The 23,126-nt window shown below is 72.9% G+C and carries 21 protein-coding genes; 14 read left to right on the top strand and 7 right to left on the bottom strand.

Features of this window, described 5'->3' with window-relative positions; translation table 11 throughout:
- Positions 1–466 precede the first annotated feature (466 nt).
- The 3 genes from COGEMETH_RS00895 to glcF all read left to right on the top strand — a co-directional run bounded on the left by COGEMETH_RS00895 (position 467) and on the right by glcF (position 4,392).
- Positions 467–1,702, top strand: a complete 1,236-nt coding sequence (locus COGEMETH_RS00895; protein ID WP_238180737.1) for a COG3904 family protein — start codon at positions 467–469, stop codon at positions 1,700–1,702.
- A 119-nt stretch (positions 1,703–1,821) separates the two neighbouring features.
- Positions 1,822–3,006, top strand: a complete 1,185-nt coding sequence (locus COGEMETH_RS00890; protein WP_238180736.1) for an FAD-binding protein — start codon at positions 1,822–1,824, stop codon at positions 3,004–3,006.
- Positions 3,007–3,048: 42 nt separating this feature from the next.
- Positions 3,049–4,392, top strand: a complete 1,344-nt coding sequence (gene glcF, locus COGEMETH_RS00885) for a glycolate oxidase subunit GlcF (RefSeq protein WP_238180735.1) — start codon at positions 3,049–3,051, stop codon at positions 4,390–4,392.
- 12 nt (positions 4,393–4,404) lie between these two features.
- On the opposite strand, the gene COGEMETH_RS00880 is transcribed toward glcF, so the two are convergent.
- The gene (locus COGEMETH_RS00880; protein WP_238180734.1) at positions 4,405–5,385 is read right to left on the bottom strand and encodes an MBL fold metallo-hydrolase; all 981 of its coding nucleotides are present in this window, start codon (positions 5,383–5,385) and stop codon (positions 4,405–4,407) included.
- Between the two features lie 86 nt (positions 5,386–5,471).
- On the opposite strand from COGEMETH_RS00880, the gene COGEMETH_RS00875 reads away from it, so the two are divergent.
- From COGEMETH_RS00875 to COGEMETH_RS00860, 4 genes are all read left to right on the top strand, one after another.
- On the top strand, positions 5,472–6,239 hold the full coding sequence (locus tag COGEMETH_RS00875) for a helix-turn-helix domain-containing protein (RefSeq protein WP_238180733.1): 768 nt from the start codon (positions 5,472–5,474) through the stop codon (positions 6,237–6,239).
- 38 nt (positions 6,240–6,277) lie between these two features.
- Positions 6,278–7,414 carry a branched-chain amino acid ABC transporter substrate-binding protein gene (locus tag COGEMETH_RS00870; protein ID WP_238180732.1) on the top strand — a complete coding sequence of 379 codons (1,137 nt, stop codon included), beginning with the start codon at positions 6,278–6,280 and terminating at the stop codon, positions 7,412–7,414.
- Between the two features lie 216 nt (positions 7,415–7,630).
- Positions 7,631–7,906, top strand: coding sequence for a translation initiation factor IF-1 (gene infA, locus COGEMETH_RS00865; RefSeq protein ID WP_147025743.1), 276 nt, complete (start codon positions 7,631–7,633; stop codon positions 7,904–7,906).
- Entirely contained in the window at positions 7,903–8,868 is a 966-nt protein-coding gene (locus tag COGEMETH_RS00860; protein ID WP_306421719.1) for a DMT family transporter, read from the top strand. Before infA ends, COGEMETH_RS00860 begins: the two co-directional genes overlap by 4 nt.
- Here COGEMETH_RS00860 and COGEMETH_RS00855 read toward each other — a convergent pair.
- Positions 8,837–9,139, bottom strand: coding sequence for a hypothetical protein (locus COGEMETH_RS00855; protein ID WP_238180731.1), 303 nt, complete (start codon positions 9,137–9,139; stop codon positions 8,837–8,839). The genes COGEMETH_RS00860 and COGEMETH_RS00855 overlap by 32 nt on opposite strands.
- A 180-nt stretch (positions 9,140–9,319) precedes the next feature.
- Between COGEMETH_RS00855 and COGEMETH_RS00850 the strand changes: the two genes are divergently transcribed.
- From COGEMETH_RS00850 to COGEMETH_RS00840, 3 genes are all read left to right on the top strand, one after another.
- A complete protein-coding gene (locus COGEMETH_RS00850; RefSeq protein ID WP_238180730.1) occupies positions 9,320–9,928 on the top strand; it encodes a sulfite oxidase-like oxidoreductase in 609 nt (202 codons plus the stop codon).
- A 1-nt stretch (position 9,929) separates the two neighbouring features.
- Positions 9,930–10,655 carry an FAD-binding oxidoreductase gene (locus COGEMETH_RS00845; RefSeq protein WP_373875289.1) on the top strand — a complete coding sequence of 242 codons (726 nt, stop codon included), beginning with the start codon at positions 9,930–9,932 and terminating at the stop codon, positions 10,653–10,655.
- Positions 10,656–10,731: 76 nt separating this feature from the next.
- Positions 10,732–11,982, top strand: a complete 1,251-nt coding sequence (locus tag COGEMETH_RS00840) for a glutamate carboxypeptidase (RefSeq protein ID WP_238180728.1) — start codon at positions 10,732–10,734, stop codon at positions 11,980–11,982.
- 322 nt (positions 11,983–12,304) lie between these two features.
- Here COGEMETH_RS00840 and COGEMETH_RS00835 read toward each other — a convergent pair whose 3' ends face one another.
- A complete protein-coding gene (locus COGEMETH_RS00835) occupies positions 12,305–13,405 on the bottom strand; it encodes a calcium:cation antiporter (RefSeq protein WP_238180727.1) in 1,101 nt (366 codons plus the stop codon).
- A gap of 227 nt (positions 13,406–13,632) precedes the next feature.
- On the opposite strand from COGEMETH_RS00835, the gene COGEMETH_RS00830 reads away from it, so the two are divergent.
- Positions 13,633–15,363, top strand: coding sequence for a DEAD/DEAH box helicase (locus COGEMETH_RS00830; protein WP_238180726.1), 1,731 nt, complete (start codon positions 13,633–13,635; stop codon positions 15,361–15,363).
- A gap of 37 nt (positions 15,364–15,400) precedes the next feature.
- Here COGEMETH_RS00830 and COGEMETH_RS00825 read toward each other — a convergent pair whose 3' ends face one another.
- Positions 15,401–17,080 carry a methyl-accepting chemotaxis protein gene (locus COGEMETH_RS00825; protein WP_238180725.1) on the bottom strand — a complete coding sequence of 560 codons (1,680 nt, stop codon included), beginning with the start codon at positions 17,078–17,080 and terminating at the stop codon, positions 15,401–15,403.
- Between the two features lie 501 nt (positions 17,081–17,581).
- On the bottom strand, positions 17,582–18,406 hold the full coding sequence (locus tag COGEMETH_RS00820) for a hypothetical protein (protein ID WP_238180724.1): 825 nt from the start codon (positions 18,404–18,406) through the stop codon (positions 17,582–17,584).
- Between the two features lie 362 nt (positions 18,407–18,768).
- Between COGEMETH_RS00820 and COGEMETH_RS00815 the strand changes: the two genes are divergently transcribed.
- The 3 genes from COGEMETH_RS00815 to COGEMETH_RS00805 are packed head-to-tail and all read left to right on the top strand — an operon-like array spanning position 18,769 to position 21,600.
- The gene (locus COGEMETH_RS00815) at positions 18,769–20,199 is read left to right on the top strand and encodes an ATP-binding protein (RefSeq protein WP_238180739.1); all 1,431 of its coding nucleotides are present in this window, start codon (positions 18,769–18,771) and stop codon (positions 20,197–20,199) included.
- Complete coding sequence (locus COGEMETH_RS00810) at positions 20,196–20,870, top strand: response regulator (protein ID WP_238180723.1); 675 nt, start codon at positions 20,196–20,198, stop codon at positions 20,868–20,870. The genes COGEMETH_RS00815 and COGEMETH_RS00810 overlap by 4 nt, the downstream gene beginning before the upstream one ends.
- A gap of 49 nt (positions 20,871–20,919) precedes the next feature.
- Complete coding sequence (locus COGEMETH_RS00805) at positions 20,920–21,600, top strand: TenA family protein (protein WP_238180722.1); 681 nt, start codon at positions 20,920–20,922, stop codon at positions 21,598–21,600.
- A gap of 9 nt (positions 21,601–21,609) precedes the next feature.
- On the opposite strand, the gene COGEMETH_RS00800 is transcribed toward COGEMETH_RS00805, so the two are convergent.
- Positions 21,610–22,695: a quinone-dependent dihydroorotate dehydrogenase gene (locus COGEMETH_RS00800; protein WP_238180721.1), complete on the bottom strand. Its 1,086-nt coding sequence runs from the start codon at positions 22,693–22,695 to the stop codon at positions 21,610–21,612.
- Positions 22,692–23,039, bottom strand: a complete 348-nt coding sequence (locus COGEMETH_RS00795; protein ID WP_238180720.1) for a DUF952 domain-containing protein — start codon at positions 23,037–23,039, stop codon at positions 22,692–22,694. The genes COGEMETH_RS00800 and COGEMETH_RS00795 overlap by 4 nt, the downstream gene beginning before the upstream one ends.
- Positions 23,040–23,126: the final 87 nt, after the last annotated feature.

Below are 23,126 nucleotides of genomic sequence, written 5' to 3'. Positions count from 1 at the left end.
CCGCAGAAGGGGGAGGGGGAGGGAAGGCGCCGGCTTGGCTCCCGAGACCAGGTCTGCAAACCTGTGCACGACGTGGCGCAGGCGGGTCCGGATCCGTGACAAGGGCCAGGAGAACGTTCTTTTTTCAGAACGACGGATCGTGAAAGAACACCGGCATCCCACGCACGAGAAAAACGATTTTTCCCAAAGACCATCGCTTTGATCGGGATTGCCGAATCGACGCTTGATCTCGGCCGTCCCCTCCGGCCAAACTCCTGCTTCGGACAAGGCCGGCCCTGCGGAATCGTTTGTTATAACAAACAGGACCGTGGCCGGCGTGCAACGCAACCGCCGTACGTGCCGCCCGAGCCGCTCGGGAGGCCCGGCGCGGCGCGGTTGCTGCTGGGCTGAGGCCCGGGTGCCGTCGTCCCGCGAGGGCGGCGACCCGACCCGATCCGGCGCTTCGGACGACGTGGAGGGTGAGCGGATGAGGCACACGCGCTCGCACGGGGCCCGGCCCCGCATCGCGACCCGGTCTCCGGCCCTCGGGGCTCTGGCCGCCTGCTGCCTCGCCGTCCTTGCGCTCACGACCGTCACGTCGTCGCGGGCGGAACCCGTCCCATCCGAGGAGCGGCCGGCCCGGATCGGTCTCGGCGCCGGCGGCGCGGACGTGCGGCTCTCGGGCGACCTCCTCGAGGGGACGGCCGATCGCCTGGGGGCGCTGCTCGCCGCCCACCCGGAGGTCGTCCGCATCCACCTGACCAGCGAAGGCGGCCTCGTGGACGAGGGCCTCGCCCTGGGCGAACTGATCGCTGCGCGCGGGCTGTCCACCTACGTCCCGGATTATTGCGTCTCGGCCTGCACCCTGGCCTTCGTCCGCGGCCGGGAGCGCTACCTGCGTAACCAGGGGCGCCTCGGCTTCCACGCCCCCTACGAGACCGGCCCGGACGGGCGGATCGTCCAGCTCGATGGGGCGCCTGAGCGCGGGGCCTACGTCGCCGCCGGGGCCGATCCCGACTTCGTCGCGCGGGCCCTGGCGGTCGCCTCCGAGGACATCTGGATTCCCGAGGCCGGCGACCTGATCCGGGCGCGGGTGGTGACGCAGGTGGTCGACGCGCACCGCTTCCCCGACTCGACGCTGGACGACGACGACGGCGAGCCCGCCGTCCGGGCCGCCCTGCTGCGCAACCTGCCGATCCTGGCCGACCTCGATGCGGACGACCTCGACGGGCTCGCGGCCTGGTATCGCGACGGCTACCGGGCCGGCCGCAGCGAGGGCGAGGCCCTGGCCGGCCTGCGCCAGCGCACGGCCGCCATGGCCCTGCGGCGGTTCCGGGACGCCGACGACGCCACGATCCGCGACCTCGGTGGGCTCCTCGCCCGCGCCGTCCGGGAGGCGGCCGCGCGCAAGAGCGCGTCCTGCGGGGCCATCGCCGCGGGCGACCTGCTCCTGGCGACGGAGAGCCTGGAGGCCTCGGCGCTTCCCGTCTCCGGCCTGCACGGGCTGATCGCCGGGCGGCGCGGCCACGGCGGCCCGGCCGTCCCCGAGGCGCCCGCCCGCGCGGGTCCGGTGGCGGGCGATGTCGGCCTTGCCTGCGACGGGCCGGTCGCGGCCTACGGGGCGGCCCTGGACCGGCCCGAACGGGAGGCGGCCGCGCTGCTGCGCGCCCTGCTGTTCCGCGAGGCGCCGCGCCGCACCGCGGACGCCTCGGCGCTGCCCTGACCGGGCGGCCCGGCGCCGGCCGCGGTGTCGCAGCCGGGCAGCCCCGATCCCGGGTGCATTTCCGGCCGATCTTGCCTTAAAAGGATTCCAACAAAGGATATCCGCCAGGGCAGGAGACGATGGCTTCATACCAGCCTCGGGACGAGGACGAGGCCTGCGGGATCGTCCGCGCCGCCGCCGGACGGCCCGAGCGGCTGCGCCTCGTCGGCGGGGACACCAAGGCCGGGATCGGACGCCCGGCGCAGGACGAGGCGACCCTCTCGGCGGCCGGGCTCTCCGGCATCACCCTCTACGAGCCCGCCGAGATGGTGGTGGGTGCCCGCGCCGGCACGCCGCTTTCCGAGGTGCAGGCGCTGCTGGCCTCCCGCGGCCAGATGCTGCCCTTCGAGCCGGCCGATTACCGCACCCTGCTGGGCTCGACGGGCGAGCCGAGCTTCGGCGCGGTGGCGGCCGCCAACAATTCCGGCCCCCGCCGCATCAATGCGGGCGCCGCCCGCGACAGCCTGATCGGCGTGCGCTTCGTCAACGGGCGGGGCGAGGCGATCAAGTCCGGCGGCCGGGTGATGAAGAACGTCACCGGCCTCGACCTCGTGAAGCTGATGGCCGGCTCCTGGGGCACCCTGGGGCTGCTCACCGAAGTCACCTTCAAGGTGCTGCCGGTCTCCGAGCGGGTCGCCACCCTGGCCTTCCCCGGCCTCGACGACGCCCGCGCCGTGGAGGCGCTCTCGGCCGCCCTCGGCTCGCCCTTCGAGCTGACCGGTGCCGCCCACCTGCCGGCCGGCCTCTACGGCCCGGCCCGCACGCTGATGCGCGTCGAGGGTTTCTCGGACTCCATCGACTACCGGCTCGGCGAACTGCGCCGCCTGCTCCGGCGCTACGGCGAGCCGGAGGTGCTGGACGGCGAGGCCTGCGCCGACCTCTGGCGCCGGGTGCGCGACGCCGCGTTCCTCGCCGAACCGCCGGAGGCCGCGATCTGGCGCATCTCGACCGCCCCCGGCCGCGGGCCGGCGCTCACCGCGGCGGTCGCGGGGCTTTCGGCGGCCCGCTGGTTCTACGATTGGGGCGGCGGCCTGATCTGGCTTTCAACCGAGGCCGCGGGCGATGCGGGGGCCTCTGTGATTCGCGCGGCGGTGAAGGCGCAGGGAGGGCATGCCACCCTGATCCGCGCGCCCGAGGCCGTCCGCGCGGCCGTGCCGGTGTTCGAGCCGCTCTCCGCCCCCCTGATGCGGGTGACGCAGGGCATCAAGGCGGCCCACGACCCGGCCGGAGTGTTCAATCCGGGCCGGATGTACGCGGGGGTTTGAGTTTTACCCCTCTCCGGACGGAGAGTGGCCGAGGACGGGACCGTGCAAACCAACTTCTCCCTCACGCAGCTCGCCGACCCCGCCATGGCGGCGTCCGAAAAGATCCTGCGCACCTGCGTGCATTGCGGCTTCTGCACCGCGACCTGCCCGACCTACCTGCTGCTGGGCGACGAGCTCGACAGTCCGCGGGGCCGCATCTACCTGATCAAGGACATGCTGGAGGGCGGCAAGGCCGCCAGCGCCGAGGTGGTCAAGCACGTCGACCGCTGCCTGTCCTGCCTGTCCTGCATGACGACCTGCCCCTCGGGGGTGCATTACATGCACCTCGTCGACCATGCCCGCACGCATATCGAGGAGACCTTTTCGCGTCGCCTCGACGACCGCCTCCTGCGTGCGGTCCTGGCCTTCGTGCTGCCCTATCCCAACCGCTTCCGCCTCGCGCTTCTGGGCGCCAGGCTCGGCAGCCCGTTCAAGGGGCTGGTCGCCAGGCTCCCGCGGGTCGGCAACCGGCTGGCGGCGATGCTCGACCTCGCGCCCACTGTCCTCCCCAACCGCAACCCGACCGACCGGCCCGGAACGTTTCTACCCATGCACGGCCAAGTCCCGAAAAAACGGGTGGCGCTGCTGCGGGGCTGCGCCCAGAGCGTGCTGCGGCCCGACTTCAACGAGGCGGCCATCCGCCTGCTGAACCGCCACGGCGTCGCGGTGGTGCAGCCCCGCGGGGAGGGCTGCTGCGGGGCGCTGACCCACCACATGGGCAAGGCGCACGCCGCCCACGCCCACGCCAAGGGCGCGATCGATGCCTGGATCGCCGAGATGGATGCGGGCGGCCTCGACGCGATCCTGGTGACGGCCTCGGGCTGCGGCACCACGATCAAGGATTACGGCTTCATGTTCCGCGACGACCCGGCCTATGCCGAGAAGGCGCGCCGGGTCTCCGCGATCGCCCGGGACGTCACCGAGTTCGTCGCCGGCCTCGGCCCGCTGACGCCCACGGTCGAGACCGACCTCGTGGTGGCCTACCACTCCGCCTGCTCGATGCAGCACGGCCAGGGCCTGCGCACCGAGCCCAAGGCCCTGCTCAAGCAGGCCGGGTTCACGGTCAAGGACGTGCCCGAGGGCCACATCTGCTGCGGCTCGGCCGGCACCTACAACATCCTCCAGCCGGAACTCGCCGGGGCTCTGCGGGCGCGAAAGGTCGCCAACATCGAGCGGATGCGGCCGGACGTGATCGCCACCGGCAACATCGGCTGCGCCACGCAGATCGGGAAGGGCACCGCCATCCCGATCCTGCACACGGTGGAACTCCTCGACTGGGCCACCGGTGGCCCGCGCCCGGCGGCCCTCGAGGCCCTCCCGCCCCGGCTTATGCAGGCCGCGGAGTAGCGGTTCGTACCCTCACAGGTCGAGCTGGTAGGTCACGGGAATCCAGCGGTAGCCCGTGCCCAGGCGCGCGACGTAGCCGAGGGAGGGGAAGGCGGTGTGGTAGCCGGCCACCACGATCTCCTCCGTGGCGGCCATGTCGTAGATGCGGCGGCGCGTGGCCGCGCCCGCCGCCTTGTCCATGTCGAACAGGGCGTGCCAGTCGGGCCGGGCGAGCGAGGCGACCTCGTGGTGGGCGCAGTCGCCCCAGGCGAGCATCCGGCGTCCCCCGCTCTCGACGTGGAAGGCGAGGTGGCCCGGCGTGTGGCCGTGGGCGGCCAGCGCATGGATGCCGGGGACGATCTCGTCGCCCGGCCCGACGACGCCCGTGTGCGCGGAAACCGGCAGCAGATGGCTGCGGAACACCAGGGCGGACCTGTGCTCGTTGCCCGCCGGCGGGGCGGCCAGCCGCTCTGGCTTGGACCAGAAATCGTATTCCGCGCCGCCGACGACGTAGCGTGCGTTCGGGAAGGCGGGGCGGCCGTCCTCGATCAGGCCGCCGATATGGTCCGTGTGGCAATGCGTCAGCACGACCACGTCCACGCCCTCCGGCGCGCAGCCCGCGGCCCGGAGCCGTTCCAGCAGCAGGCCCCCGCTGGGCCGGGGCACGAAGCCCACCGCGCCGTTGCCGGTGTCGAACAGGACCCTTTCGCGACCGGTATCGACCAGGACGGGGGTGAAGCCCGGCTGGAAGCGGGCGCCCGGCAGACGGTTCTCCCGCATCAGCGCCTCGACCTCGGCCCTGGGCCGGTCCTCGCCGACGATCGGCCAGGGGCCGTCGATCAGGCCGGCCGCGTCGAGGAGCATCGTGACCTCGAAGGCGCCGAGGTCGAACCGGTGATGCGTCGGCCGCGTCGGCCCGAGACGGGCCGCGGCGGCCGGGCGCGGCGCCAGCGCCGGGGCGGCGAGGAGCGCGGCGGCGGAGGCCGCAAGGCGGCGGCGCGTGATCCGGGTCATGGGCGTTCTCCACCGTCGCGGCCGGTTGCGAATCTGCTACGTCTGTCCGGCCCGGAGCGGGGTAGCAGGAGACGCGGGGAGGCCGCTTGTACGAACGTGCTGCCGAGGCACCCCTCGATCCCCTCTGGCACGTCGCGGGCGGGACGACCTTCTTCGCCGGGCCGCTGGGCTACAATGCCAGCCACCAGCACGGCGCGCCCGTCTACCTCGCGGGTCTCTACGGCGCCTTCCGCCTGCGGGTGCGGGACGGCGCCTGGATCACCTGCCGCACGGCGATGATCCCGGCTGGCGTGCCCCACGAACTCGACCTCGGCGGCGATCCCCTGGGCGTGCTCTATCGCGAGCCGGACGCGGCCGGCCACGTGGACCTCGTCCCCCTGCTGCACGGCACGCACGAGGTCTCCGGGGCCCTCGTCGGCACCGCCGGCGCCATCGTCCCCTTGCGCGACCTCTTCGAGACCCGTGCGGGCCCCCGGGACGCGGGGCCGGCTTTGGACGACCTGCTGCGCTTCTCCGCGGCCCGCGCCGGGCGGGTGCTCGACGCGCGGGTGTCGCGGGCGGTCGCTATTCTCGATGCGGACCCGGATGCGATGCCGGCCGCCGTGCTGGCGCGGGCGGTGGGCCTGTCGGCCTCGCGCTTCCAGCACCTGTTCACGCAGGAGGTCGGCGTGCCCTACAGGCGCTACCGCGCCTGGATGCGGATGCGCCGGGCGATCCGCGCGGTGGTCGCGGGCAGCAACTTCACACGCGCGGCCTACGCGGCCGGCTTTTCCGACCAGTCCCACCTCGCCCACGACTTCCGCCGGACTTTTGGGGCGCCGGCCTCCCTCAGCCTGCTGCATATCCGGCGCTGACTTCCGGATAGGATCGTGCGGGGCCGAGGCGAATCGGGATGCGCGTGGTGAGAGTGTTCGGGACGTTGGGGCTGACGCTGCTGCTCGCCGTGTCACCAGCCGCGGCGCAGGGGCAGCCGCCCGTCCGGATCGGCCTGTCCGCGCCGCTGACCGGCTCGGATGCGGCGTTCGGGCAGGGAATGCGGATCGGGGCCGAGCAGGCGGTGGCCGACCTCAACCGCGCCGCCGGGCCGGGCGGGCGCCGGTTCGCCCTGGTGGTGGCCGACGATGCGGGGGAGATCCGGCAGGGCGTGGCCGTCGCGCGGCGGTTTGCGGGCGACGGCATCCGCCTCGTGGTCGGGCCGCTGGAATCGTCCGTCGTGGCGGCGGTCGCCCCCGTCTACGACGAGGCCGGCGCCGTCCTGGTGGCGCCTGGCGCGGCGTATGCTCCGCTGACGGGGCGGGGGCTGGCGGGGCTCTTCCGCCTCGCGCCCAGCGATGCCCAGCAGGGACTTGCGGCCGGAGCCTACCTCGCCGGGCTTCACGGTGGGCGCCCGATCGCCATCGTGCACGACCGGACCACCTTCGGGCGCGGCCTCGCCGAGGCGGTCTCCGGGGCCCTGAAGGCCGCCGGCAACCCGGAGGTGCTGTTCGAGGGCGTGGCCCGCGGCGCCAGGGACGCGCCGGAGCTGATCGCGAGCCTGAAGGCGGCAGGCCCCGCCGCGGTCTATTTCGGGGGGCTCGCGCCCGAGGCCGCCATGCTGGTGCGCGCCCTGCGCGAGGCCGGCCTGTCCGCCACCTTCGTGTCCGGCGACGGCATCCTCGACCGCGACTTCGCCACCGCCGCAGGCGCTGCCGGCGAAGGGACGGTGATGACTCTGCCGGCCGAGCCGCGGCGGCTGCCCGACCCCAGAAGCCCGGGCCGTCCCGTCCCGCGCAGCCCGGAGGCCGACGCGGTCGCGGCCGGCGCCTACGCCGCGGTCGAACTGCTGGCGCAGGCGGTGGAGCGGGCGCGCTCCGCGGACGGCCGCAAGGTGGCGGACGCCCTGCACGGCGACGTCCCGTTCCGGACGGTGATGGGCGAGGTCGCCTTCGACGCGAAGGGCGACACCCGGCGGGGCGACCTCGTGCTCCGGGTCTGGCGCCGGACGCCGGATGGCCGCCTCGACTATGCCGGCAACGAGCCGGCGCCCTGATCGGTGCCAAGCGCGGCATTTCATGTCGATGACGGGCGCCGGCCGGCCGGCACAGCTTGCCGTTGCGGCGCCCGCCCACTACATCGGTGCGGCGTCAGCCGGCTTGAGCCCGTCCGATGGGATCGGACGCGCCGCCGCGGCGTTCTTCCGATTGTTCGATAACGAGATAGAGTTGCCGGAACGCCTGCTGCCAGACGGTCCGACTGGAGAAGGTGAATGGCGAAAGAAGAGTTGATGCAGTTCGACGGGCTCGTCCTGGAGATCCTGCCGGACGCGCGCTACCGGGTGCAGCTCGACCAGGGTCACGAGATCGTGGCCTACACCGCCGGGAAGATGAAGAAGAACCGGATCAAGACCCTGGCCGGGGACCGTGTGACCGTCGAGATGTCGCCCTACGACCTCGAGAAGGGCCGCCTCGTGTTCCGCCACAAGGACGAGCGCTCCGCCGGTCCCCGTCCGCCCGTGCGCGGCGGCCAGTTCCGCCGCCGCTGAGCACCCCGCCCGCCGCCGCCCCGCGCGGGACCATCGCCGCCTATCCGCTGCTGACGCTGACCGCCCTGCTCTGGGCGGGCAACGCGGTCGCCGGCCGCTGGGCGCCGGGGCACGTCTCGCCCCAGGCGATCACCACCCTCCGCTGGGGCGTGGCCTGCGCGGTCCTCGGCGTCCTGTCCCACCGCAAGGTCCGGGCCGAGTGGCGGCTCCTTCGCCCCCACTGGCTGCTGATCCTGCTGATGGGGGGCCTGGGCTACACCGCCTTCAACAGCCTGTTCTACGCGGCCGGCGCCTACACGAGCGCGGTCAACCTCGCCCTGTTCCAGGGGGCGATCCCCGTGCTGGTGATCGTGCTGAACTACGCGGTGCTGCGCGCCCCCGTGACCTGGGGACAGGGGCTGGGCGTCGTCGTCACCCTGCTCGGCGCCGCCCTGGCCGCGACCCGCGGCGACGTGGCGGTCCTGCGCGACCTCGCCTTCAACCGCGGCGACGTGCTGATCTTCTGCGCCTGCCTGCTCTATGCCGGCTACACCGTCGCCCTGCCGTACCGGCCCAATGTCTCCGGGCTGACCTTCTTCACGGCGATGGGCGGGGCGGCCTTCGTCACGTCCCTGCCGCCCCTGGCGGTGGAATGGAGCCTCGGCCGCACGATCTGGCCGGGGCCGGAGGGCTGGGCCCTCCTGCTCTTCGTGGCCTTGGGGCCCTCGCTCGCCGCGCAGCTCTGCTTCATGCGCGGCGTCGAGCTGATCGGTCCGAACCGGGCCGGGCTGTTCGTCAACCTCGTGCCGATCTTCGGGGCGGGGCTCGCCGTGCTGCTGGTCGGCGAGCCCTTCGGCCGCACCGAGGCCCTGGCGCTCGCCCTGGTGCTCGGCGGCATCGTCTGCGCCGAGCGCCTGGGACGAAAGCCCGCAGGCGCCGCGGACGAGGCGGCTACTCGCAGACGCGGACGCGCCGGACGATGACGTCGCCGTAGGCGTCGACGTAGCGGCGGCGCTCGAAATGGCAGACCGGGCCGTAATCCTCCTCGACGTAGGCCGGGCGCGGGGCGCGGTAGACCGGCTGGCCGGGGTAATAGCCGTTCTGCGACGAGGCGATGGCGCCGCCGACCGCGAGGCCGCCGAGCACGCCCAGCGCCGCCGCGCCGCCCGGGCCGATGCCGTCGCGGGCCTGCGCGGCGGGTGCGGACACGGCGAGGCCGCCGACCACGAGGGCGGTCGCGAGAAGTCGATACATGGTTCGTCCCCTTCAGGGATCGCGCCGGACACCGTGTCGGGGCGCGACCGTCGCGGTGAGGAAAGCCCGGCTTTGAGGCGATTGTTCGGCGCCGGTCCCGGCTTGACCCGACCGCCGTTCGGCTCGACACCGGGTGGAACCCGGCACGCGGCCGGAGCGGGCGCCGAGCGAGGGACCGGGATGGTGACACGAGGCTTCGTCGGACGGCGCCGGGCGCCGGGCGACACCGGGACGCGGCTGCCGCCGGGCCAGTACCTGACCCAGGACTTCCCGATCCTGCAGATCGGCCCCAACCCGGAGGTGGACCTCGCCACCTGGCGCTTCACCCTGCGCGAGGGGGCGCGGCCGATCAAATCCTGGACCTGGCAAGAGTTCGAGGCCCTGCCGCGCACCGCCTGGCACGGGGACATCCACTGCGTCACCAAGTGGTCGAAGTTCGACACCGCCTGGGAGGGCGTCAGCGTCGACGACCTCCTGGCGGATGCCGGGATCGCGGCGCCGACCGACTACCTCCTGGCCGAGGGCTACGACGACTACACCACCAACCTGCCGGTGGCCGACCTCGTGGGCGGGCAGGCGATGATCGCTACCCGCTACGCGGGCGCGCCGATCGAGCCCGACCACGGCGGCCCGGCCCGCCTGTTCGTGCCGCACCTCTACTTCTGGAAGAGCGCCAAGTGGCTCAAGGGCCTGCGCTTCACCCGGAAAGACGAGGCCGGCTTCTGGGAGATGCGGGGCTACCACATGTACGGCGACCCCTGGCGGGAGCAGCGCTACACCGGTGACTGAGATCCAGCCCTCCGCTCCCCTGGTCTTCCGCTGGCAGGAGGCCCGCATCGCGGCGATCGCGCCGGTGACGGCGCGGGTGAAGAGCTTTCGCCTGGCGGTGGCCTTCGCCGACGGCTACCGCGCCGGCCAGCACGTGGACGTGCGCCTGACCGCGCAGGACGGCTACCAGGCCCAGCGCAGCTACTCCATCGCCTCGGCGCCGGACGGCAGCGGCACCATCGAGCTGATGGTCGAGGGTCTCGAGGACGGCGAGGTCTCGGGCTACTTCTTCGACGTCGCCGCGGTCGGCGACGTGATCGAGCTGCGCGGGCCCATCGGCGGCTCGTTCTCCTGGGATGCGCCAGACGGCGGCCCGCTGCTGCTCGTCGGCGGCGGCTCGGGCGTGGTGCCCCTGCTGTCGATGCTGCGCCGCCGGGCGCTGGCGGCCCCCGACCTGCCGGCCCTGCTGATCTACTCCACCCGCACCCGCACGGAGGCCATCGCGCTCGCCGAACTGGAGGCGCGCCACCGCGACGAGCCCGGCTTCACCCTGGTGCTCGCCGTCACCCGCGAGGCGGGCGGGCGCCGCATCGGAAGCGATACCGTCGCCGCCGCGCTCGCGAGCCTCGGCAGCCCGACCCGCGTCTTCGTCTGCGGCGCGAACCCCTTCGTCAGCGCGGCCTCGAACCACCTCGTCGCGGCCGGGCTCGCGCGGGGCGTGATCCGGACGGAACGCTTCGGAGGATAAGCCGCCTGCCTTGCTGCGGGGCGCCTTCGCCCTAACCTCGCCGGAGCCCCTGTTTCAGGCACCGGTCGGGATTCCCATGCGCCATCGCTCCATCGCCGTCGCGTTCGCCGCCCTGGTCGGCCTCGCGCCCCTGCACGCGCAGGCGGAGGCGGACCCGACGGTGCTGGGCGCGGTCAAGGCCCAGGACGGGCCCCTGCGCCAGACCCTGGCGGCGCTGGTCGACGTCGATACCGGCACCGGCTTCGTGCCGGGCCTGACGCGGGTCGAGGCGATCCTGCGCGGGCGCATGGAGGCCGCGGGCCTGTCCGTCGAGGCGCGGCCGGCGCCCACCTTCGGCGGCAACACCCTGGTCGGCACGATGACGGGCACCGGCACGCGCAAGCTGATGCTGCTCGTGCATTACGACACCGTGTTCGGCGAGGGCGACGCCGCCAAGCGCCCCTACACGGAGCGGGACGGGCGCGCCTACGGGCCGGGCGTGGCCGACGCCAAGGGCGGCATCGCCATCATCCTGCACACGCTGGCCGCCCTCAAGGCGGTGAACTTTTCCGGCTACGGCACCCTGACGGTGGTGTTCAACCCGGACGAGGAGCGCGGCTCGCGCGGCTCGCGCGACGAGATCCGCAAGGTCGCCGCAGGCCAGGACTACGTGCTGTCCTTCGAGCCGTCCTTCGACGAGCCGGGAATCGATGCCGCCACGATCGCGACCAAGGGCATCAACTACGCGAGCCTGACCGTGCAGGGCCGCGCGTCCCATGCGGGCGGCGCCCCGGAGGCCGGCCGCAACGCCGTGACCGAACTCGCCCACCAGATCCTCCAGCTCCAGGACCTCGGCGACAAGGACAAGGGCACCAGCCTGAACTGGACCGTGGTGAGCGGGGGCACCAAGCCCAACATCATCCCCGACAGCGCCAAGGCCGAGGGCGACATGCGCTACTTCGTGCCCGCGGAGTACGACCGGGTTCTGAACCAGGCGCGCAAGATCGTGGAGACCCACCGCGTGCCCGACACCAAGGTCGCGTTCGCCTTGAATCCCGGCCGCCCGCCGCTGCCGGCCAACCCCGCGACCGCGGCTCTGGGCGAGCGGGCGCGGGCGATCTACGCGGAACTCGGCAGCGACCTGAAGCTCGTCGAGATCGGCGGCGGGACCGACGCGGCCTACGCCTACCAGCCCGACAGCCCGGACAAGCCCGCCGTGCTCGAATCCCTCGGCGTCGTCGGGGGCGGCTACCACGGCCCCGACGAGTTCGCCGTCCTCGCCAGCCTGACGCCGCGCCTCTACCTCGCCACCCGCCTCGTCATGCAGCTCTCGCAGGACAAGCGCTGAGCGCGCCTCGGGGGCCGTTCGCGTTTTTCGGCTCCCATCCTGAGGCTACCGTCTTCACCCATCTCGCGAGGATGGGCGACGCGGCGCGGGTCCCCTCTCCCGTGCGGGAGAGGGAAAGGGTGAGGGATGCGACCTCTCCGGAAGGACCTGGGACCCTCACCCCAACCCTCTCCCGCACGGGAGAGGGGGCCGCACAGCGCTTCGAGCGACCTGTCCGGTACCCCTGCGCGCAAGCCCGTCAGGATGAGGAGGCGATGAGGATAGGCCGTTCAGATCGCCGCTCTGACGGAATCGATTGGTGCGTCAGACGTGAACCGCGCGCTCAGGGGCTGAAGATCAGCACGAGGTAGACGAAGAAGACGATCAGGTGCACCGCCCCCTCCAGCACGGTGGTGCGCAGCCCCGAGAAGGTGAGGGTGCTGAGGATCAGCGTCACGGTCAGCAGCGCCATCTCCGTGGGCTTGAGGCCGAGCACCACGGTCTGGCCGGTGAGGAGGCCGATGGCCAGGATCGCGGGCACCGTGAGGCCCACCGTCGAGGTCGCCGCCCCGAGGCAGAGGTTGATCGCCCGCTGCAGCTCGTTGCGGGCGATGGCCTTCAGGGCCGAGATCGCCTCGGGCGTGAACACGATGGCCGCGATCAGCACCCCGCTCAGGGCCGAGGGCGCGCCCAGCGCCCCGATGCCGTGGTCGAGGATGACGGCGAGGTTCTTGGCCAGCAGCACGATCGGCAGGATGTTGGCCAGCAGCAGCACGGTGTGGCGCAGGACGGCACCGGACGCGGGCGCGGCTTTGGCCGCGGCCTCGGGGGCGCTTTGCCCCTCGACGATCGCATCCTTGAAGAAGTCGCTGTGCCGGCCGGTCTGGATCAGCAGGAACACGCCGTAGAGGGCGAGCGTGAACACCGAGAAGGTGATCGCCTGGAACCGGGTCAGGGTGCCGTCGCTGGTCGAGGTGGTGAAGTTCGGGATGATCAGCGCGATCGTGGTGAGCGGGATGATGACCATCAGGAAGGAGGAGGCCCCCTGGAGGTTGTAGCGCTGCTGGTGGTGCCGCAGGCCGCCGACGAGGAGGCCGAGGCCGACCACGCCGTTCAGGACGATCATCAGCACCGCGAACATCGTGTCGCGCCCGAGCGTCGGCGCGTCCTTGGCCGAGAGCATCACCGCCGAGATCAGCGCCACCTCGATGATGACGATGGCCAGCGTCAGGACGAGGGTGCCCAGCGGCTCGCCGAGCATCTCGGCCAGTTCCTCCGCCTCGTGCACCACGCCGAAGGCGGCCCAGAGGATCACCCCGATCAGCCAGGCGAACAGGCCGGCGGCCCAGAGGGGCTGGGCGAGGTCCCCGAGCCAGCCCTTCCCGAACCAGGCGAAGGCGGCCACCGTCGCCCAGGCCACCACCAACCGAACGGCTCCGCCCATCGTCCATCCCCTCGCATTCCGCGCGACAATCCGCGGCTTTGCCGGAGGTTGCGCCCGCGCGCACCGTCCAAGCGCACCCGCCATGCGGCCTGCGACGTGGCATTGAACGCGCGAAAGGGCTAGAGCAGAAGGCTTCGCAACCCGAGTCGAGACCGGCGCGCTTCCCCCACGACCCGCGGCCCGCCCGCGTGTCCGGCCGGAGCGGCGGTCGTGTGAGTCCCCCGAACGTGCCGTTTCCTTCCCTGCCCGCCCCCTTCGAGCGGGCGCTCGCCGACCGCGACTACGCCGAACCCACGCCCGTGCAGAGCGCGGTGCTGGAGGCGGCCTCGGAAGGGCGCGACCTCCTCGTCTCCGCCCAGACCGGCTCCGGCAAGACCGTGGCCTACGGGCTGGCGATGGCCGGCATGCTGCTCGACGGGGCGGACATGCTGGCGCCCGCCGGCGCGCCGCTGGCGCTGGTCATCGCCCCCACCCGCGAACTCGCCCTCCAGGTGCAGCGCGAGCTGATGTGGCTCTACGCGCCCGCCGGCGGCCGGGTCACGGCCTGCGTCGGCGGCATGGACCCGCGGCGCGAGGCCCGCGCCCTCCAGGAGGGCACGCACATCGTCGTCGGCACGCCGGGGCGCCTGCGCGACCACCTGGAGCGGCGCACCCTCGTCACCGAGGCCATGGCCTGCGTCGTCCTCGACGAGGCCGACGAGATGCTGGACCTCGGATTCCGCGAGGACATCGAGTTCATCCTCTCGGCCACGCCCCACCAGCGCAGCACCTTCCTGTTCTCGGCCACCCTGCCGAAGGCCATCGACAGCCTCGCCGCCCGCTACCAGCGCGACGCCCTGCGGCTGGCCGTCAAGAGCGAGACGCGGGGGCATGCCGACATCGCCTACCGGGCGATCCGGGTGGTGCCCCGCGAGATCGAGCACGTGGTGCTCAACCTCCTGCGCGCGGCCGACGCGCCCACCGCGATCGTGTTCTGCAACACCCGCAACGCCGTGCGCCACCTCCAGGCCAGCCTGACCGAGCGCGGCTTCTCCACCGTGGCGCTCTCGGGCGAACTCGGCCAGGGGGAGCGCAACGCCGCCCTCCAGGCTTTGCGCGACGGCCGCGCCAAGGTCTGCGTCGCCACGGACGTGGCCGCCCGCGGCATCGACCTGCCGACGCTCAGCCTCGTCATCCACGCCGACCTGCCCCACGACGCCGAGGTGCTCCAGCACCGCAGCGGCCGCACCGGCCGGGCCGGGCGCAAGGGCACGAGCGTGCTGCTGGTGCCGAACGCCCGCCGCCGCCGGGCCGAGCAGATGTTCGCCATGGCCAAGGTGAGCCCCGAATGGAGCGGGCCGCCCTCGGCCGACGAGATCCGGCGGCTGGACGGCGAGCGCATGCTCACCGACCCGCTGTTCACCGAGGAGCCGGCCGAGGAGGACCTCGCCCTGGTCGAGACGCTGCTGGCCGGCCGCACGCCCAGTGAACTCGCCGCGATCCTGGCCCGGGTCTACCGCACCCGCCTGCCGGCCCCGGAGGACGTGACCGATCCGGGCGACGCCAGCGGCCGCGGCGCCGGCCGGCCGCCCTACGATCCGATGGACCCGGAGAAGATCGCGGCCATGGGGCCGGCGGTCTGGTTCCGGCTCAACCTCGGCCGGCGCGACAACGCCGACCCCCGCCGCCTGCTGCCGATGCTGACCCGCCGCGGCGCCATCGACCGGCAGGAGATCGGCGCGATCCGCATCTTCGACCGGGAGACCAAGTTCGAGGTGCGCGGCAACGCCGCCTCGCGCTTCGCCGCCGCCTTCGCCCGCAACGGCTCCCCCGAGATCCAGGTCGAGGCCCTCACCGGCGACGCGCCGCCGGCCGAGCGCAAGGGCCCGAAGGGCTTCCAGAGCCCGCGGGCCGGCAAGCACCAGCGCCAGGTCGGCAAGCCCGAGGGCAAGGTCGCCCGCAAGCCGCGCCAGGGGTGAGGGCGGAAAGCCCCGACGCAGCCGATTGCGGGCGCGGTCAGGCCGCGCGCACGGTCGCGAGGAAGCGTGCGACTTCCGCGGCCAGATGCTCGGACTGGCGCGAGAGTTCGGAGGCGGCGCCGAGCACCTGGCTGGCCGCGGCGCCCGTCTCCTCGGCCGCCGCCGCAACGCCGGCGATGTTGCTCGTCACCTCGCCCGTACCCACCGCCGCCTGGGACACGTTGCGCACGATCTCCTGGGTCGCCGCGCCCTGTTCCTCCACCGCCGCCGCGATCGACGTGGCCACGCCGCTGATCTCCTGGATGCGCCCGGTGATGCCGCCGATCGCCGCGACCGCCTGATCCGTCGAACCCTGGATGCGGGTGATCTGGCCGGAGATCTCCTCCGTCGCCCGGGCCGTCTGCCCGGCCAGGTCCTTGACCTCGGCGGCCACCACGGCGAAACCCCGCCCCGATTCACCGGCCCGCGCCGCCTCGATCGTCGCGTTCAGCGCCAGCAGGTTGGTCTGGCTCGCGATCGACGCGATCAGCCCGACCACGTCGCCGATGCGCGCCACCGCCCCGCTCAGCTCCCGCACCAGCGTGCCGGTCCGGTCGGCTTCGGACACGGCCATCCGTGCGAGGTCCGCCGAGCCGTCGACCTGCCGCCCGATCTCCTGCACCGAAGAGCCGAGTTCCTCGGCTGCGGCCGCGACGGTGTTGACGTTCGAGGCGGCCTCCTCGGCGGCGGCGGCCACGGTGGTCGATTGCGTGGCCGTCTCGGTCGCCGTGGCGGTCATCGCCTGCGCGGTGGCCTGCAACTCGGTCGCCGAGGCCGAGACCATGCCGACGATGCCGCCCACGGCCGCCTCGAAGCCGTCGGCCATCTGGCGCATGCCGGCCTTGCGCTGCTCCTCGGCCGCCAGGCGCGCCTCGGCGGTCTCCGCCTCCAGCCGGCGCGTGCGAATCAGGGCGTCCTTGAACACCTGAACCGCGGCCGCCATCGCGCCGATCTCGCTGCGCTCGCCCGTGTGGGGCACGGCGATCGTCGTATCGCCCTGCGCCACGAGGTCCATCACGCCTGCCATGCGGCGGACGGGCGCGGAAATCGTGAAGACCGACATCCAGCCGACGGCAAGGATCGTCGCCGCCACGATGCCGAGGACGACGGCGATCGCAGAGCGCGTGCTCGCTCCGAGCGCGGCAGCGAACGCGGCACCCTTCGTCCCGTTGGCCTCGTTGAAGCCGAGATCGGCTTTGAGAGCGGCACGGGCCGCGTTGAGCGCCGGGAGCATGCCGTCCAGCAGGTAGCTGCTCGCGCCTTGGGGATCGCCGGCCTGCAGCCGCCGCACGAATTCCTCGCCCATGGCGGAGTACGCCGGCACGGTGGCCTCAACGGCCTTCCAGAGCGTCTCTTCACCATCGCTGACGAAGGGCGCGTATTCCTCCAGATCCTTGCTGACGTCGGACATGCTCGCGCGCAGCCGCGGGAGGGATTGCGGCCGGCGCTCCTCGCTGGACACGAGATAGGCCAACTGCCGGCTGCGCAGGGTCTCGAAGTTCGTGGCGAGTCTGCCGAGGATGCGCGTGGACGGCAACGCGTTGCCGCCGAGGTCGTCGGTGACGGCACTGAGTGTCTGGAGCCGGACATAGCAGAAGCCGCCCATGCCGCAGGCAAGGAGGAACAATACGAGGAGCGCACCGATCAGACGGGCGCGGATGGTGAGGTTCGAAAGCATGATGACGTACCCAAGCGGCGTAACTTAGGTTACTAATTGTACGTTAATTAACTCTTGCATCATGGTTAGCCGGCTCTAGGTCTTTGTTTTGACGCGCACTTTCACGACGAACCGGCATCTACTTCGTCGGAGTGCGCTCTAGCGCACGTCCATCGTGTCGTACGAAATCCGTTCGGTCGCCTCGCGATGCGGATTTCGGCTTCGCGCAAACGTCGCGTCGGAGCACGATGCGGAAACGTGGAATCCGGATTTCCGACACCATCGTGCGAAGCCGAGAGCAGTGAGCCGCCGTCTCCGTGAGGCGGCAGCATGCTCCGAGGCCGCGCCACGCGATCGCCGTTCGTGTGTTTCGATTGTCCCTGGGACGGGAGCCGGACGCGCGCACCGCCTGCGCCGTCGATCGGCGTCCGCTGCGAGCCCCATGCGAACGGCTGAACGCGGGTCACGGGCGGTGCGGCGGCGAGCGAAAGTCCGAGCGCGCCCGGACCGGAACGAAGCGGGTCAGAACCGGTCGGGCAGGCTCTTGACCGCGTCGCCGAGGGCTTCGACGCTCTCGCGGAGCTTGCGCCCGGCCGGCGCCAGGGACGGCACCTTGAGGCCGAACACCTCGGTCTCCTCGGATTCCGCGGCGGCGGCCGGCGCGGCCTCGGCACTCGCGACGGTGGCGGCGGGCTTGCGGACCGAGGCGGCCTTCTCCGGCCTGGGCTTGGCCTTGGCCGGCTCCGGGGGCAGGGCGGCGAAGGTCGCCCCCGCTTCCCGCGCCCGCACGGTCTCCGCCGGCCGCGGGCTCACCGTCGCCACCGTCTTCGACGGGGCGACGAGGCTGGCCTGGCGTGCCGGGCCGATCACCGCGGCGTTCTCGATCACGGGCAGGCGCCTGGCCGGCTTCTCGGCCACCGGCTTCTCGAAGACCGGCTTCTCGACGACCGGCTTCGGGAGGACGGTGTCCACGGCAGCGGGGCGGATTGCGGGTTCCGGTGGAACCAGCGCGGCCGTGCGGGCCGGCGGCTCGACGGCGGGCTCGGGCGCCACGGCCGCGACGGGGGGTACGCTCCCACGGGGGGGCGCCACCGATCCGGTCGCCAGCGCCGGCATCCCGTCCTTGAGGTCGGGCCAGTCGGACGCGTTCTGGCGGACCGCGATGCGGGGCTTGGGCGGCCCGGCCAAGCCGGCGAGCAGGTTCGTCGCCCCGAGCCCGAAGGCCCCGAGGCCGGCGACGCCGAGGACGGAGAACAGCACGACGCGTCCGCCGGCACGCCCGGGCGGGCGGGCCGCGGCGGCGCGGACGGGGCGGGTCTCGGACGGGTCGAGGGTCAAATCGTTCATGGGCCGGGGTCTCTGACGCGACGCAGGATGAGCGCGGCCCAGCTCCCCAGACATGGCCGCACGCCTCCGAAGTGTTGGTGGAGGCGAGTCTCGGTTAACGATTGATGACCGGCAATACGGCGCAAAGATGTCGGGCCCTCCGCGCGGAGCCGGTCTTCCACACGCAGGGACGAAGCCTGGGTAGGCGATCGCGATTAACGGCCCGTTGCACTGGAATCCTGTGGCGGGCCCGGCCTGCCGCCGGTCCGGCCGTCCGCTGCGATGTGGACGGCTCGTCCGGGCGCGCGCGTTCGCCATGGACATCGCGGGCGGCCTTGGCCACCCTCCCGCGCGTGCAATCCCCACCGATCCCGCTCGACGCCATGCCCGACGCCGCCGGGCCCCCGCCCGGCGGCCCGGCGCGCCGCCACGGCCTGCTGGACTGGGCGGGCTGGTCGACGCGCACGCGGCTCATCGCCGTGGTGCTGGCCATCGACGTGGTCGCGGCCCTGGTCTCCTGCGCCGTCATCGTGCTCAACGCCCGCTCGGCGGTGAAGGTCGAGACGCGGGCGTCGCTCGCCACCGTCGAATCCCTGGTGGCCGACACCATCCGCCTGTCCGAGGCCGCCTCGCCCGACAGCCTGCTCCAGACCCTCGACCTGCGCTTCCAGGTGCTGCGGCACGTGCGCGTGGCCGTCCTCGACGACGACGGCGACCGGGTCGGGTCCGACCTCGCCCGGCCGCGCCAGGAGAAGGAGGCCCCGCGCTGGTTCGCCGACCTGATCATGCCGCCGATCGAGCAGCACGTCCTGCCGATCGCCACGGGCGGCAGGCGGATCGGCACGGCCCGGATCACGACGCAGCCGATGGACGAGATCGACGAGATCTGGAGCTATGCCAGGGCGCTGTCGCTCACCACGTTCTGCATCAACGCGGCGATGCTGCTGGCCCTCTACCTTGCCCTCGGCCGCATCCTCGCGCCCCTCGGGCGCCTGGCGGACGGGCTGACGCAACTGGAGCGGCACGACTACACCGCGCGGCTCGAACCGCCCGACACGCAGGAACTCGCCGTGATCGCGGGCCGCTTCAACAAGGTCGCCGAGGCGCTCGGCGAAGTGCGCTCGGCCAACGGGCGCCTCAACCGGCAATTGCTCACCGCCCAGGACGACGAGCGCCGCCGCACGGCCCTCGAACTCCACGACGAGTTCGGCCCCTGCCTCTTCGCCCTGGAGGCGAACGCCGCCTCGGTCGGCCGGCTCGCCGCGGCCGCCGAGCCGGACCGGGCGCGGCTGGCGGCGCGGGCGGCCGAGATCGGCGCCATCGTCGGGCAGGTGCAAGGGCTCAACCGCGACCTCCTGAACCGCCTGCGCCCGCACGGTCTCGGCGACATCCCGCTGGGCGACTGCCTCGACCTGCTGCTGCGCACCTTCGGCCAGCGCCATCCCGGCACCACCTTCTCCGGCGATTTCGACGGGCTCGAGCGCGGCTACGGCGACCTCGTGGACCTCACCGTGTTCCGCTGCATCCAGGAGAGCATGACCAACGCCGTGCGCCACGGTGCCGCGACCCGGGTGGAGGCGCGCGCCGAGGAGGTCGACGGCACCCTGCACGTCTCGGTCCGCGACGACGGCACCGGCATTCCCGCAGACCACGATCCCGGAACCGGGCTCGGTCTCTCGGGGATGCGCGAGCGGGTCGAGGCCCTGGACGGACGCTTTGGACTTGACAACGGCAGCCCCGGCGCGGTTGTCCGGATCACCATCCCGGTGACGTCGGACCGGGGCGACGGGACAAATTCGGCACAACCCGCATGAACGCCATCGTCAGCAAGACCCACGCCGCCGCGACGCGCCTGCCGGTGCTCGTGATCGACGACCATCCGATCGTGCTCCAGGGCTGCCGCCGCGTCCTGGAGGATGCCGGCGTCGAGACCGTGGCCGAGGCGACCACGGTGGTCGGCGGCTACCGCATCTTCCACCGCCTGCGCCCGCCCGTGGTGATCTGCGACCTGACCTTCCAGGGCAGCGGGCTCGCCGGCCTCGGCCTGATCCGGCGGATGCGCGCCGTCGCGCCCGCGACCCGCATCCTCGTGTTCAGCATGCACAACGATCCCGTCATCGTCTCCCGCGCCCTCGAGGCCGGGGCGCTCGGCTACGTCCTCAAGGACCACGCCTCGGCGGAGCTGTTCGACGCCTTCGAGAAGGTCCGCGTCGGCGAGGTCTACCTCGACCGGCGGCTGGCCACCGAGGTCGCGATGCTGCGCACCGACGCCCGCCGCACCCCCGAGACGCAGCTCACCCCCCGCGAGCGCCAGATCCTCGCCTGCCTCGCGCAGGGGCGCTCCTATGGCGCCATCGCCGCCGACCTCTCGGTCAGCTACAAGACCGTGACCAACGCCTGCTCGCAGATGCGCCAGAAGCTCGGCGTGCGCACGCTGGCCGAACTCATCCACGTCGCCGTCACCCAGGCCCAACGCCAAGGTTGATTTTTGAGACTTGGCGGCGCGGTTCTTCGGACGGCGGGAGGTTTTCGCGATGCAGGGTGGTGGGGCAGGGGCGTTCTCCCGGGAGGCGTGGGCGCGCAACGCCGCCGCCTACGAGACCATCCGCACCATGCCGTTCAACGCCGAGCTGGCGGCCGGCACCCTGAGCCCTGAGCGCTTCACGCGCTACATCGTCCAGGACGCGCATTACCTCATCGGCTTCGGCCGGGCGCTGAGTCTGGCCGCCGCCAAGGCGCCCGATCCCGAGGGCATCGTGCTGTTCTCGCGGGCGGCCCAGGAGGCCATCGTGGTCGAGCGCGCCCTGCACGGCGGCTTCTTCCGCGATTACGGGATCGCGCCCGAGACCTTCGCGGCCACGCCGCTCACGCCCCCGTGCGACCACTACGTCTCCTACCTCCTGGCCACGGCCTATGCCGAGCCGTTCGAGGTGCTGCTCGGCGCCCTGCTGCCCTGCTTCTGGATCTACGCCGAGGTCGGCCGCGACATCTTTTCCCGCGCCGGGCCCGGCAACCCCTATCGCGCCTGGATCGACACCTATGCCGGCGAGGAGTTCGGGCTGGCCGTCGCGGCGATGATCGCGGCCACCGACGCCGCCGCGGCCGGCGTCTCCCCGGCCTTGCGCGAGCGGATGCACCGGGCCTTCACCCACGCCACGCGCCTCGAATGGCTGTTCTGGAACGGGGCCTACGACGGGGCCGGCTGGCCGGTCTGAGCCCCGCCCTCAGGCGGCGGTGCCGGATCGCGCCAGCGCCGCCGCATCGCGCCCGACCACGGCGGCGAGGCCGTCCAGGCCCTCCGCCCGCATCCGCGCCACGAGGCCGGACTTGATCGCCCCGACGAGCCCCGGCCCGGCATAGATCAGCCCGGAATAGAGCTGGAGCAGGCTCGCCCCGGCGCGGACCTTGGTCCAGGCGGCCTCCGCCGAATCGATCCCGCCGACGCCGATCAGCGGCAGCCGCGTCCCGACCCGGAGGTAGGTCTCGGCGAGCAGCCGGGTGGACGGCGCGAACAGCGGCCGGCCGGACAGCCCGCCGGCCTCCCCGGCGAGCCGCGCCTCGGTGAGCGAGGCCGGCCGGGCGATGGTGGTGTTCGAGACGACCAAAGCCTGGACGCCGCGGCGGATCGCGGTGGCGGTGATCGCGTCGAGGGCGTCGAGGGTGATGTCCGGGGCGATCTTCAGGAGCACGGCGGTCGTCGGGTCGGCGGCATCGCGCGCGGCGACCACGCGGGCGAGCAGTTCGTCGAGGAAGGCCTCGCCCTGGAGGTCGCGCAGGCCCGGCGTGTTGGGCGAGGAGACGTTGACGGTGACGAAGTCGCAGGCCGGCGCCAGCGCCGTGGTGCAGGCGACGTAGTCGGACAGGCGGTCGGCCGAATCCTTGTTGGCGCCGATGTTGACGCCGACGATGCCCGGCCGCCCGTCGCGCGCCCGCAGGCGCCTCTCCACAACCTCCAGCCCCTCGCTGTTGAGGCCGAAGCGGTTGATGACGCCGCCGTCGCCCGCCAGCCGGAACACCCGCGGGCGCGGGTTGCCCGGCTGGGGTTTGGGCACCACGCCGCCCACCTCCACGAACCCGAACCCGAGGCCGAGCATGGCGTCGGGCACCAGCGCCCCCTTGTCGAAGCCGGCGGCCAGGCCGACCGGGTTGGGGAAGCGGCGCCCGAGCAGCTCCACGTGCAGGCGCGTGTCGTCGGGGCCGGGCCGCAGCGGCGGCATCAGGGCGAGGCCGCGCAGGGTGAGGTCGTGGGCGCGCTCGGCGTCGAGTCCGTGCAGGACGGGCCGGACCAGGGGAAACAGTGCGCCGATCACGCCGCGACTCCGTCCGGGAAGACGTGCCGCCCGTCCGCGCCGAGCGGCAGGTCCGCGACGGACAGCACGGCGGAGAGGGGAAGCGGGCCGTAGAGGTGCGGGAACAGGTCGCCGCCGCGCGAGGCCTCGAAACGCAGGGCCTCGCCCAGCGATTCGGCGTCCACCGCGATCAGCAGGAGGTCGTCCTGGCCGTGGAAATGGCGGGCGGCGGTCTCGGCCACCTGCGCGGCCGTGGAGAGATGGATGAACCCGTCGGCACGGTCCACCGGGGCGCCGCTGAAGCGGCCGGCCGCCTCGGCGTCGCGCCAGAGGGCGCGGGGACAGATCTTGTAGATGGGCGGCATCGGACGGCACCGTGGCGGTTGCACCCCGTCGATAGGATGCGCGACGGCCGGCCGCAACAGAGGCGTCGGCACGCATCGTTTCCCGCT

The sequence above is a fragment of the Methylobacterium trifolii genome (genome assembly GCF_022179685.1).
In the GTDB taxonomy this organism is placed as follows: domain Bacteria; phylum Pseudomonadota; class Alphaproteobacteria; order Rhizobiales; family Beijerinckiaceae; genus Methylobacterium; species Methylobacterium trifolii.
Note: the sequence above shows the minus strand (reverse complement) of the source record. Positions and strands in the feature narration are given on the sequence as shown.

Bases quoted from the DNA above. Each gene is read 5' to 3' on its own strand.
- COGEMETH_RS00890 (WP_238180736.1), top strand. From the start codon at position 1,822: ATGGCTTCATACCAGCCTCGGGACGAGGACGAGGCCTGCGGGATCGTC.
- COGEMETH_RS00840 (WP_238180728.1), top strand. From the start codon at position 10,732: ATGCGCCATCGCTCCATCGCCGTCGCGTTCGCCGCCCTGGTCGGCCTC.
- COGEMETH_RS00855 (WP_238180731.1), bottom strand. From the start codon at position 9,139: ATGTATCGACTTCTCGCGACCGCCCTCGTGGTCGGCGGCCTCGCCGTG.
- COGEMETH_RS00880 (WP_238180734.1), bottom strand. From the start codon at position 5,385: ATGACCCGGATCACGCGCCGCCGCCTTGCGGCCTCCGCCGCCGCGCTC.
- COGEMETH_RS00825 (WP_238180725.1), bottom strand. From the start codon at position 17,080: ATGCTTTCGAACCTCACCATCCGCGCCCGTCTGATCGGTGCGCTCCTC.
- COGEMETH_RS00895 (WP_238180737.1), top strand. From the start codon at position 467: ATGAGGCACACGCGCTCGCACGGGGCCCGGCCCCGCATCGCGACCCGG.
- COGEMETH_RS00835 (WP_238180727.1), bottom strand. From the start codon at position 13,405: ATGGGCGGAGCCGTTCGGTTGGTGGTGGCCTGGGCGACGGTGGCCGCC.
- COGEMETH_RS00820 (WP_238180724.1), bottom strand. From the start codon at position 18,406: ATGAACGATTTGACCCTCGACCCGTCCGAGACCCGCCCCGTCCGCGCC.
- infA (WP_147025743.1), top strand. From the start codon at position 7,631: ATGGCGAAAGAAGAGTTGATGCAGTTCGACGGGCTCGTCCTGGAGATC.
- COGEMETH_RS00795 (WP_238180720.1), bottom strand. From the start codon at position 23,039: ATGCCGCCCATCTACAAGATCTGTCCCCGCGCCCTCTGGCGCGACGCC.
- COGEMETH_RS00815 (WP_238180739.1), top strand. From the start codon at position 18,769: ATGCCCGACGCCGCCGGGCCCCCGCCCGGCGGCCCGGCGCGCCGCCAC.
- COGEMETH_RS00870 (WP_238180732.1), top strand. From the start codon at position 6,278: ATGCGCGTGGTGAGAGTGTTCGGGACGTTGGGGCTGACGCTGCTGCTC.
- COGEMETH_RS00810 (WP_238180723.1), top strand. From the start codon at position 20,196: ATGAACGCCATCGTCAGCAAGACCCACGCCGCCGCGACGCGCCTGCCG.
- COGEMETH_RS00805 (WP_238180722.1), top strand. From the start codon at position 20,920: ATGCAGGGTGGTGGGGCAGGGGCGTTCTCCCGGGAGGCGTGGGCGCGC.
- COGEMETH_RS00850 (WP_238180730.1), top strand. From the start codon at position 9,320: ATGGTGACACGAGGCTTCGTCGGACGGCGCCGGGCGCCGGGCGACACC.